This is a genomic window from Stenotrophomonas sp. 21LCFQ19 (assembly GCF_056861425.1).
In genome coordinates this window covers 134,980-146,227 of the sequence record NZ_JBSPUF010000006.1, presented here as the reverse complement: position 1 = coordinate 146,227, position 11,248 = coordinate 134,980, and the positions used below count along the sequence as shown (strand labels likewise).

Annotated in this window: 11 protein-coding genes; all 11 read left to right on the top strand. The window is 63.4% G+C overall.

The genetic code is table 11. The features are described 5' to 3' along the window. The first annotated feature begins 281 nt into the window (after window positions 1-281). The 11 genes from flgB (at window position 282) to flgL (ending at window position 11,207) form a co-directional block, all read left to right on the top strand. A complete protein-coding gene (flgB, locus tag AC13FW_RS08805; RefSeq protein WP_481510530.1) occupies window positions 282-686 on the top strand; it encodes a flagellar basal body rod protein FlgB in 405 nt (134 codons plus the stop codon). A gap of 11 nt (window positions 687-697) precedes the next feature. Beyond that, entirely contained in the window at window positions 698-1,105 is a 408-nt protein-coding gene (gene flgC / locus AC13FW_RS08800) for a flagellar basal body rod protein FlgC (RefSeq protein WP_282271517.1), read from the top strand. Window positions 1,106-1,131: 26 nt separating this feature from the next. Next, a complete protein-coding gene (locus AC13FW_RS08795) occupies window positions 1,132-1,806 on the top strand; it encodes a flagellar hook capping FlgD N-terminal domain-containing protein (RefSeq protein ID WP_482988847.1) in 675 nt (224 codons plus the stop codon). Window positions 1,807-1,837: 31 nt separating this feature from the next. Beyond that, window positions 1,838-3,058 (top strand): flagellar hook protein FlgE, encoded by a 1,221-nt coding sequence (gene flgE, locus AC13FW_RS08790; protein ID WP_282271514.1) that lies wholly within the window; start codon window positions 1,838-1,840, stop codon window positions 3,056-3,058. A gap of 190 nt (window positions 3,059-3,248) precedes the next feature. Next, complete coding sequence (locus AC13FW_RS08785; protein ID WP_282271512.1) at window positions 3,249-3,998, top strand: flagellar basal body rod protein FlgF; 750 nt, start codon at window positions 3,249-3,251, stop codon at window positions 3,996-3,998. 301 nt (window positions 3,999-4,299) lie between these two features. After that, window positions 4,300-5,085, top strand: coding sequence for a flagellar basal-body rod protein FlgG (gene flgG, locus AC13FW_RS08780; protein ID WP_282271510.1), 786 nt, complete (start codon window positions 4,300-4,302; stop codon window positions 5,083-5,085). 22 nt (window positions 5,086-5,107) lie between these two features. Next, window positions 5,108-5,797, top strand: coding sequence for a flagellar basal body L-ring protein FlgH (gene flgH / locus AC13FW_RS08775; protein WP_282271506.1), 690 nt, complete (start codon window positions 5,108-5,110; stop codon window positions 5,795-5,797). 8 nt (window positions 5,798-5,805) lie between these two features. Further along, complete coding sequence (locus tag AC13FW_RS08770; protein WP_482988846.1) at window positions 5,806-6,921, top strand: flagellar basal body P-ring protein FlgI; 1,116 nt, start codon at window positions 5,806-5,808, stop codon at window positions 6,919-6,921. 1 nt (window position 6,922) lies between these two features. Next, a complete protein-coding gene (gene flgJ, locus AC13FW_RS08765; RefSeq protein WP_482988845.1) occupies window positions 6,923-8,116 on the top strand; it encodes a flagellar assembly peptidoglycan hydrolase FlgJ in 1,194 nt (397 codons plus the stop codon). Window positions 8,117-8,127: 11 nt separating this feature from the next. Beyond that, window positions 8,128-10,005, top strand: a complete 1,878-nt coding sequence (flgK, locus tag AC13FW_RS08760) for a flagellar hook-associated protein FlgK (protein WP_482988844.1) — start codon at window positions 8,128-8,130, stop codon at window positions 10,003-10,005. Continuing rightward, the gene (gene flgL, locus AC13FW_RS08755; RefSeq protein ID WP_296248821.1) at window positions 10,005-11,207 is read left to right on the top strand and encodes a flagellar hook-associated protein FlgL; all 1,203 of its coding nucleotides are present in this window, start codon (window positions 10,005-10,007) and stop codon (window positions 11,205-11,207) included. Before flgK ends, flgL begins: the two co-directional genes overlap by 1 nt. Window positions 11,208-11,248 lie beyond the last annotated feature (41 nt).

The window sequence follows — 11,248 nt, the reverse complement described above, 5'->3', positions numbered from 1 at the left end:
CGGCCCCCCCCGGGCCGGCCCCGCCGGGGGGGGGGGCGCGCCCGCCCCCCCCCCCCCCCCCCCCCCCCCCCCCCCCCACTACCGCCCCCTCCTGTTTGCGTAGCCACGGGGAAGGTCTCTCCTGGCGGGCTGCCGCAGCGATGGCGTCGTGGCTGGCGCCACTCCTGCAAAGCCATTGGCGGTTACCCCGGCAAGGCCCCTGCCGAGCATGGCTCGGCACTACATGGCTTTCTGGCACAGGTTTTGCAGCTTCCCCGGCAACGTTCCGTGGGAGGTTCCACATGGCCAACCTGTTTTCCAACTATCTCGGCATCCACGCCCAGGCGATGCCACTGCGCGAGCAGCGCATGAAGCTGATCGCCAGCAACCTGAGCAATGCCGACACGCCCGGCTACAAGGCCCGCGACCTCGACTTTGATGCCGCCCTGCGCAATGCCCAAGGTGCGACCAGCGGCAATGGCCTGCTGACCGCCACGGCCGAGCAGCACTACGCCATCGGCGGCGCCAACGGGCTCAACCCGTTCCAGATCCTGCGCGAAGGTGCCCAGCCCAGTCTCGACGGCAACACCGTCGACCCGGATACCGAGCGCGCCGCCTATGGCCGCGCCGCATTGGAATACCGCGCGTCGCTGAGCTTCGTCGAGTCCAAGGTGAAGACCATGCTCACCGCCATCACTGGCCAGTAAGGAAGCACGCCATGAGCAACCTGCCCATTTTTGATATTGCCGGCTCGGCGCTGCAGGCGCAGTCGGTGCGCATGAGCACCATTGCCTCCAACCTGTCCAATGCCGATTCGATCGCGGGGTCGCCACAGGCGGTCTACAAGCCGCTGGAACCGATCTTCCAGGCCGTTACCAGCCGCAATGATCCCAACCTGACCGGCGTGCAGGTCAAGGAGATCGCACAGAGCGATGCGCCGCCGATCAAACGCTACGAACCCAACCATCCGCTTGCCGATGGCGAAGGCTATGTGTATTCGCCCGACGTCGACCCGGTCGCGCAGATGGTCAACCTCATCTCCACTTCGCGCAATTACCAGGCCGGCGTGGAAATGCTCAGCACCGCCAAGGAACTTGCCCTGGCCACGCTGACGATGGGCCGTTGAGCCCACTCCCCCAGGAATCTGCCGACATGAGCACCAGCGTCAACTCCGATCTCTACACGTCGCTCGGCCTCACTGCGCCGAACACCACGGCCACCAGCAAGAACAAGGGCTCGCTGGATCAAGCCGACTTCCTGAAGCTGATGACTACCCAGCTGCAGCATCAGGATCCCACCAAACCCATGGACAACAGCCAGATGGTCGCGCAGATGGCGCAGCTGTCCACGGTACAGGGCATCAGTGATCTGAACACTTCGGTGAAGGGCTTCCAGGAATCCATGGCCAGCGACCAGGTACTGCGCGGCGCGGCGCTGGTCGGGCATGACGTGATGGTGCCCTCCACCAAGGTCTCACTGGAGGCCGAGGGCGGCACCAGCGGCACGGTTGCGGCGCCGTCGGCCGGTACGGTCACCGTAGACATCACCGATGCGAATGGCCTGAAGGTCAATCAGCTGACCGTACCTGCCAACGCTGCTGGCGAGGTTGCCTTCCAATGGGATGGCACCAATGCCGATGGCAAGCGCATGCCGGCTGGCAGCTACACCATTACCGCCGCCCACACCGATAGCGCCGGCGAACAAACCAAGCTCGCCACCTACGTCGAGGCTGAAGTTGAAAGCGTGACGGTGGGCTCCGATGGCTTGTACCTGAACCTCAAGGGGCTGGGCACTGCCCCGCTCGACTACGTGCTCCGCGTCAGCTGAGCCCCCTCTTCGATTTCCCAGGAGTATCGCCATGGGCTTCAATGTCTCTTTGTCGGGCATCAACGCGGCCAACGCCGACCTGAATGTCACCGCCAACAACGTCGCCAACGTCAACACCACCGGCTTCAAGGAATCCCGCGCCGAGTTCGCGGACCTGTTCAACGCCACCAGCTATGGCCTGTCACGCAACGCGATGGGTTCCGGCGCACGCCTGAGCAATGTGGCGCAGCAGTTCTCGCAGGGCAATATCAGCCAGACCGGGCGCAGCCTGGACCTTGCCGTGGCCGGCGAAGGCTTCTTCACCCTGAATATGAACGGCGCGCGCGTGTACTCGCGCGCAGGCAACTTCCAGACCGACAACAACGGCTATGTGGTGAATCCGCAGGGCGCACGCCTGCAGGTATTTGCACCGAACGCTGACGGCACCCGCTTTGATGGCCAGCTGACCGACCTGCAGTTGCTCAATACCGACAGCCCGCCCAAGCAGAGCACCCTGGTCAACATGGCGTTCACCCTGCCCGGCAATGCGCCAGCACCGACGGTAACGCCATTCGATCCAGCCGATTCCAACACCTACAACCACTCCACCGGTGGCATCACCGTGTACGACTCACTGGGCGTCAGCCATACCCAGACCTCGTACTTCGTGAAGACCGGTACCGCCAATGAGTGGCAGGTACACAACTATGTGGATGGCCAGCCTGCTGGCGCACCGACCCTGCTGCAGTTCTCCAACGCCGGCGCCTTGATCAGCCCGGCCAATGGCGACATCACCTTGGCACCGTTCACGCCAAGCACCGGCGCCGGCGTGGTCAACCTGACCTTGAATGTCGCAGGCTCAACCCAGTACGGCGAAAAATTCGCGGTACGCGATACCCGCCAGGATGGCTATGCTGCCGGCAAGCTCAATGAGATCAGCATCTCCGAGCAGGGCGTTGTCTATGCGCGCTACTCCAATGGCGACGACAAGCCGTTGGGCCAGGTGGCATTGACCACCTTCAACAATCCGCAAGGCTTGCAGAACCAGGGCAACAGCCTGTGGGTGGAGACCTTCTCTTCGGGCAACCCGCGCGTCGGCGCGCCTGACTCTTCGGATTTCGGCCAGGTCCAGGCCGGCGCACTGGAAGCCTCAACGGTGGACCTCACCGAGCAGCTGGTCAACATGATCGTTGCGCAGCGCAACTTCCAGGCCAACTCGCAGATGCTTTCGACGCAGGACCAGGTCACCCAGGCCATCATCAACATCCGCTGACGCTGGGATTGGCAAGTCGGGATCGGGGATTGGCCAGCAGTTTGCCGATTCACGGCCCGACTCCGCTGTTGTCTTTCCATGATGTTGCTTGTTGACGGAAAGGCGAGTGGTTTGCGCCGCTTCGCCAACCGCTGCCCCAAGCCTGCTTCCACTTTCCACCCCCGACTACCAACCTGCGAATCCCCGCCCTATGGACAAAGCCCTCTACGTTGCCATGACCGGCGCCCGTGCCTCGCTGCAGGCACAGGCCACCGTGTCGCACAACCTGGCCAACTCGGACACCCCGGGCTTCAAGGAAGCGCTGGCCAATACCGAGGCGTTCCGCATCCAGGGGCCGGGGTTTCCGTCGCGGGTGGATGCCGTGCATGTCGACGCGGGTTTCAATCGCCGCGTCGGCGCGCAGCAGATCACCGGCAATTCGCTGGATCTTTCCCTGCAGCCGGGCAGCTGGCTGGCGGTGCAGTCCAGCGATGGCAGCGAGGCCTATACCCGCAGCGGCGCCTTGTCGTTGACGCCGAACGGCCAGCTGGTGACCGCTGAAGGCAATGCGGTTCTCGATGACAATGGCAATCCGATCGCGGTGCCGCCGCACCAAGCGATGGAGATAGGTCACGACGGCACCTTGTCGATCATTCCGTTGGGCGAAGGCCCACAGACGATGGCGATGATCGGCCGGCTACGAGTGGTTGATGCGCCGAATGAACGGCTCGAACGGCGTCTCGACGGACTGATGCGCAACACCGATCCGCAACAGCCATTTGCCCAACGCCAAGGCAAGGCCCTGGACAGCGGCATGCTGGAATCCAGCAATGTCGATGCGGCCGGCGCACTGGTGCAGATGATCCAGCTGCAGCGCCAGTTTGAAATGCAGGTAAAGGTCATCAAGCACGGCGACGAGAACGCGCGCAGTGCCAACAGCCTGTTGCGTCTCAACGGCTGATAGAACAACGCCAGCGCGCATGCCTTGCGTGCGCCCTCGCCTTCGCGTGGTCCAGTACAGGAAATGGTGGTCTGCCCATTTCTGCCGCGACGTCGTCCAACCCACGCTTCTTCCTTTTCAACCTGCACGCGACGTGCAGGCGCATGCGCAGCCATGCCACACGGCAGGCACGGCCACAACCGCAGGCCAGCGCAACGTCACGGCACCCAGCGTCGACATTCCGACACCAGTTTTGGCACAGCCCATGCATTGACACAGGCAAGGGCCAATCGGCCGGTATCCGTCACCAAGGAATCGCACCATGAATCAGGCATTGTGGGTCGCCAAGACCGGCTTGGATGCACAACAGACACGCATGTCGGTTGTCTCCAACAACCTGGCTAACACCAATACCACCGGATTCAAGCGCGACCGCGCCAGCTTCGAGGACCTGTTGTACCAACAGGTGCGTCAGCCCGGCGGTTCGTCCTCGGCACAGACGCAGTTGCCAACCGGCCTGCAGCTGGGTACCGGTGTCCGCGTCGTCGCCACCTCCAAGCACTTCGAGCAGGGCAGCCAGCAGCAGACCGGTCGCGCACTGGATGTGATGGCCAATGGCCGTGGCTTCTTCGAAGTGATGATGCCCGATGGCAGCTCGGCGTATACGCGCGATGGCAGCTTCCAGATCAACGCGCAGGGCGAGCTGGTCACCAACAGCGGCTACCCGGTGCAGCCTGGCATCCAGATTCCCGAGGGTGCGCAATCGCTGACCATCGGCACCGACGGCACCATCAGCGTGAAGATGGCTGGCGAAGCCGCCTCGGTGGAAATCGGTTCGCTGACGCTGACCGACTTCATCAATCCCGCCGGCCTGCAGGCCAAGGGCGAGAACCTGTACCTGGAAACCACCGCATCGGGCCCGGCGCAGAACGGCACACCCGGCCTCAACGGCCTCGGCACCGTCGTGCAGGGTGCGCTGGAAGGCAGCAATGTCAACGTGGTCGAAGAGCTGGTGTCGATGATCGAAACCCAGCGCGCCTACGAAATGAACGCCAAGGCCATCTCCACCACCGACTCGATGCTCGGCTACCTCAACAACAACGTCTGATTGGTCGCCAAGGGATACCGTCATGAGCAGCACCCCACTCCTGCGCCAACTTTCCATCGCCTTGTGCGCCGCCTTGATAGGTGGCTGCACACTGGCGGGCGATGTGCGGCCCTATGCACCGATGGCACCGGTCCAGCCCATCGTCGTGCAGGCCGCAGCGCCAACGGCTGGCGCGATCTACGCCGCCGGCCCTGGCTTGAATCTGTATGGCGACAGGCGCGCGCGTGATGTTGGCGACCTGCTGACCATCACCCTGGTGGAGAACACCATGGCCACCACCACCGCCAGCACCGCGATCAGCAAGAAGTCCGATATCGACGTTGGTACCCCGACCCTGTTTGGCGCACCGGTGACACTGGGCGGCAAGGACATCCTCGGTGCCTCCGCGTCGTCCGAGCGTGACTTCGCCGGCAAGGGCAACAGCGCACAAAGCAATCGCCTGCAAGGCAGCGTCACTGTCACCGTGATCCAGCGCCTGCCCAACGGCAACCTGGTGGTGCAGGGCCAGAAGAACCTGCGGTTGAACCAGGGCGATGAGCTGGTGCAGATCCAGGGCGTAGTGCGCGCGGCGGACATCAACCCGGACAACACCATTTCCTCCAGCAAGGTTGCCGATGCACGCATCGCCTATGGCGGCCGCGGCGCGGTAGCACAGTCCAATGCGATGGGCTGGCTGGGCCGTTTCTTCAACTCGGCGTTTGCGCTGTTCTGAGCACTGTGATGAAGACTTTCTCTTTCAAGCGTTATCTCGCCCTGGCCGCGCTGGCACTGGCTGTCGCCCTGCCCGCTCACGCAGAGCGGATCAAGGACCTTGCCCAGGTTGGCGGCGTACGCGGTAATGCGCTGGTTGGCTATGGTCTGGTCGTCGGCCTGGATGGCAGCGGCGACCGCACCAGCCAGGCGCCGTTTACCGTACAGAGCTTGAAGAACCTGCTTGGCGAACTGGGCGTCAATGTTCCGGCGAACGTCAATCCCCAGCTGAAGAATGTCGCTGCGGTGGCGATCCATGCCGAGCTGCCGCCGTTTGCCAAACCTGGCCAGACCATCGACATCACCGTCTCCTCGATCGGCAATGCCGTGTCGCTACGTGGTGGTTCCTTGTTGATGGCGCCGCTGAAAGGCATCGATGGGCAGGTCTATGCGATCGCCCAAGGCAATCTGATCGTTGGCGGCTTTGGTGCGCAGGGCAAGGATGGTTCTCGCGTCTCGGTGAACATTCCGAGCGCCGGCCGCATTCCCAATGGCGCCACGGTTGAACGCGCACTGCCCGACGTCTTCGCTGGTGGTGGTGACATCACCTTGAACCTCCACCAGAACGACTTCACCACCGTCTCGCGGATGGTCAACGCACTCAATGCCACCTTCGGTGAAGGCGCTGCGCGTGCGATCGATGGCGGCACTGTTTCGGTACAGACCCCGACGGACCCGGGCGCACGCATCGGCATGCTGGCCCGCATCGAGAACGTCGAGCTTTCGCCAGGCACCGCGCCGGCACGCATCGTGGTCAACTCGCGTACCGGCACGGTGGTGATCGGCTCGCAGGTGCGGGTCAGCCCGGCAGCGATCTCGCACGGTTCCTTGACGGTGACCGTCAGCGAATCGACCCAGGTCAGCCAGCCCAACGCCTTTGGTGGTGGCCAGACGGTCGCCACACCACAGTCCACAATCACCGCCAGCAACGAAGGCAGCCGCATGTTCCGCTTTGATGGCGGCGCGACCCTGGACGAGATCGTTCGTGCGGTCAACGAAGTTGGCGCGGCACCGGGCGACCTGATCGCGATCCTGGAAGCACTCAAGCAGGCCGGCGCGCTGACCGCCGACCTTGAGGTGATCTGACATGCGTATCGCCGCGCCCTCGCTGGAAATCAATCCGGCCATCGCCAATGATCCGGCGAAGATCGACAAGGTTGCACGCCAGCTGGAAGGCCAGTTCGCGCAGATGCTGGTCAAGAGCATGCGCGATGCCAGCTTCGGCGATTCGCTGTTCCCGGGTGAAAACCAGATGTTCCGCGAAATGTACGACCAGCGCATTGCCGAAGCGATGACGCGCGGTCGTGGGCTCGGCTTGTCGGCCATGATCGCGCGTCAGCTCGGCGGTGCCGAAGGCGCAGCCAGCGTACCGGTCGACCCCAGCATCAAACCAGCCGCCGCGGCACGTGCCTATCAATTGGCCGCTCCCGCTGCCACCGGTCTGCCGCTGGGGGCAGCGCCGGCACTCGGCGAGGACCCACTGTCTTCGCTGAACATCAATGACCAGTCCACCTACATGGCACCGCAGGCGCAGGCACTGGATCTGATTGCCGGCCGTGACAGCAGCAGTTTCCACGCATCCTTGAACAACACCAACCCCTACCAGGGAACTGCCACGACCGAACTTCCTGCCGATTGGGCGATGGGCAATGACCGCTGGAGCAAGGTGTCGGCGGCCGAACGTGGTGACGCCGTTGATGCCACCACGGCCAACGTCGCTGCGGACAAGCTCGGCAAGCACACCCCCGAAGGCTTCGTTGCCAGCATCTGGCCGCACGCCGAACGTGCCGCGCGCGAGCTCGGTGTCGATCCGCGCGCACTGGTCGCCCAGGCCGCACTGGAAACCGGCTGGGGCAAGCGTCATATCAAGCGCGAGAACGGAGACAGCAGCCACAACCTGTTCGGCATCAAGGCAACCGGCTGGAGTGGCGAGCGCGCCACCACCGGTACCCACGAATACGTCAACGGCCAGCGACGCAACGAGACCGCCAGCTTCCGCGCCTATGGTTCGATGGCGGAGAGCTTCGGCGACTACGTGCGCATGCTGAAGACCAGCCCACGCTACCAGGCCGCACTCAGCGCCGGCAGCGATGTTCGCAGCTTCGCCCAGGGCCTGCAGCGTGCCGGCTACGCCACCGATCCGGCCTACGCCGCCAAGATCGCTGCCATTGCCGCTGGTCCCACCATCGAGCGCGCCGTCGCTGCCATCGGTGATGCCGGTGCGCGACTGGGCCAGACCTTTGCCAGCAACGCCGGTTTTGCCGGCATCACCCGTCGTTGAGATAGCCGTCCATGTCTAATGTTCTTTCCACTGGCACCAGCGCACTGATCGCCTTCCAACGGGCGCTGGCCACCGTCAGCCACAACGTCGCCAACATCAAGACTGACGGCTACAGCCGGCAGAAAGTGGATTTCGCTACCCGCGAACCCAGCGACGTGGGCTATGGCGATGTCGGCAACGGCACCAAGATCACCGACATCCGCCGCGTTGCCGACCAGTTGGCGATCTCACGTCTGCTCGACAGCAATGGCGAACTGGCACGGTTGCAGCAGCTGTCCGGCATGGCTGACCGGGTTGATGCCTTGTTCTCGGACCCGGCGACCAACGTCAGCGGGGTGTGGTCCAACTTCTTCGACGCCGTCAATGGACTGGCATCCAATGCCTCCGGCACCGCTGACCGGCGTGATGTGCTGGACAACGCCAACACCCTGGTCAGCCGTTTCAAACAGCTCAACAGCAGCCTCGACAGTTTGAACAGCGAGGTAAACAACGGTTTGATCTCCGCCGCGAACGAGGTCAACCGGCTCGCATCGGAAATCGCGCAGATCAACGGAGCCATCGGCAGCAACGCCGCTGCCGCCGCACCGGATCTGCTGGACCGGCGTGACCAGCTGATCTCCAAGCTGGTTGGCTACACCGGCGGCACCGCGGTGATCCAGGACGGCGGGGTGATGAACGTCTACTCCGCCGGTGGCCAGGCGATGGTCGTTGGTACCACCGCCTCGCAGATCACCACCGCCGCTGATCCGTATCAGCCCGAACGCCTGCGCCTTGCGATCAAGACCCAGGGCATGACGGTCACCCTGGACAGCAAGGCGTTGGGCGGCCAGATCGGCGGCATGCTGGAATTCCGTGAAACCGTACTGGACCCGGCACAAGCGGAGCTGGGCCGGATCGCGGTTGGCATGGCGCAGTCCTTCAATCAGTCCCACGCCGAAGGCATGGACCTGTATGGCGACATGGGCGGGGATTTCTTCAACCTCGGTATTCCGAAGGTTTCGGCACATAGCGGCAACGCTGGCAGCGCCAGCCTTACCGCAAGTTATGGCGATCTGAGCGCGCTGGACGGGCAGAACCTGCTGCTGAAATTTGACGGCAGCACGTGGCAGGCAAGCCGCGCCGATAGTGGCGACGCGGTACCGATGACAGGTACAGGCACTGCTGCCGATCCGTTCGTGGTCAATGGCGTTCAATTCGTTGTCGGCGGCAGTCCCGCCGCCAACGACCGTTTCCTGCTGCAGCCCACCGCTGCCGCAACCCATGAACTCTCGGTGGCGATCACTGATCCGTCGCGCATCGCTGCCGCCAACCCGATCAAGGGCGCAGCCGCGCTGACCAATACCGGGACCGGCAAGCTTGGCAACCTGGATGTTGTGGATGCGGGTGACCCTGCCCTGCTCAATCCAGCGTCGATCAGCTTCGTCGATGCCAACAACTACACCATCGATGGGGCCGGCCCCTACCCTTACACACCGGGCCAGACCATCAGTGCCAACGGCTGGAACGTCGTGCTCGACGGCAAGCCTGCCGCAGGCGATCGCTTCGATATCACCAAGACCGCGCCTGGCTCCAGTGACAACGGCAATGCCAAGCGCTTGGCCGATGTCGAGGACGCCAAGGCGTTCAACGGCGGCACCATCACCTTGAACGGTGCACTGGGCGGGCTGACCACCCAGATCGGCTCCGCTGCACGCGCCGCCGACTATTCGCTGCAGGCGCAGCAGGTGATCAACGACAACGCCAAGGCATCACGGGATTCGATCTCCGGCGTCAACCTCGATGAAGAAGCAGCAGACATGCTCCGGTTGCAGCAGGCCTACCAGGCTGCCTCGCAGCTGATCTCCACCGCCGACACCATGTTCCAGACGATCCTGAAGGCGGTGGGCTGATGAGTACCCGTATCTCCAGCAACATGATGTATGACCAGTCCGTTGCGCTGATGTTGTCCAAGCAGAGCAAGATGAATCACCTTGAACAGCAGCTGGCGACCGGCAAGAAGATCGTCACTGCCAAGGATGATCCGGTGGCATCCGGTACCGCAGTGGGCATGGACCGCGTGCTGGCTGAACTTGAACAACTGGGCAAGAACGCCAACGCCGTGCAGAACCGCCTCGGCCTGCAGGAAAACGTGCTGGCACAGGCTGGTGAGATGTTGACGCGGGTATCGGACCTGACTGTCCAGGCCAACAGCCCGGCACTGTCGGTCGAGGACCGCAAGGCTGTGGCCAGCGAGCTGAAGTCCATCAAGGACTCGTTGCTCGCGCTCGCCAACACCACCGATGGTACTGGCCGTTATCTGTTCGGTGGCGCGGCCGATTCCAGCGCGCCGTTCTCGCTTAGCAACGGCACGGTGACCTACAACGGCGACCAGACCCAGCGCCAGGTCGAAGTCTCGCCAGGCACCTTCGTGAAGGATGCGCTGCCCGGCAGTGAGATCTTCATGCGCATCCGTACCGGCGATGGCACGGTGGATGGCCGTGCTGCCGCCGGCAACACCGGCCAGGCCGTGCTCACCGACATCGGCCGCGACAGCTCCGGTGGCTGGACCGGTGACAGCTACACCCTTCGCTTCACCGCAACGGACACCTACGAGGTGGTGGATGCCAGCAACACGGTGGTGGCTACCGGCACCCATACCAGCGGCGAAGACATCGTGTTCGAGGGGCTGCGCATGCGCATCGACGGTACCCCGGCAGTGGGCGACACGTTCTCCGCCGCTACCGCTGAAACCCGCGACGTGTTCAGCAGCATCGACCAGTTGGTGCAGACGCTGCAGATGGACACGTCCACCCCCGCGGCAAGGGCCGCCCAGCAGAACGCATTGCAGGCCAGCATCCGCGATGTTCGCCAGGCATCCAACAGCATGATCGATACGCGCGCTGCAGGTGGCGCTCAGCTCACTGCAATCGACAACGCTGATTCACTGCGCGAAGCCAACACCGTCACGCTCGAGAGCTCGCTCTCGCAGATGCGTGACCTCAACTACGCCGAAGCAATCGGGCAGTACAAGCTCGAAGGCGCGGCGCTGCAAGCGGCACAGACCATCTTCACGCAGATGCAGTCGATGTCGCTGTTCAACATGATTCGCTGATTTACATCTACGGCAGCACATCTGCCAGTCCACAACGCAAA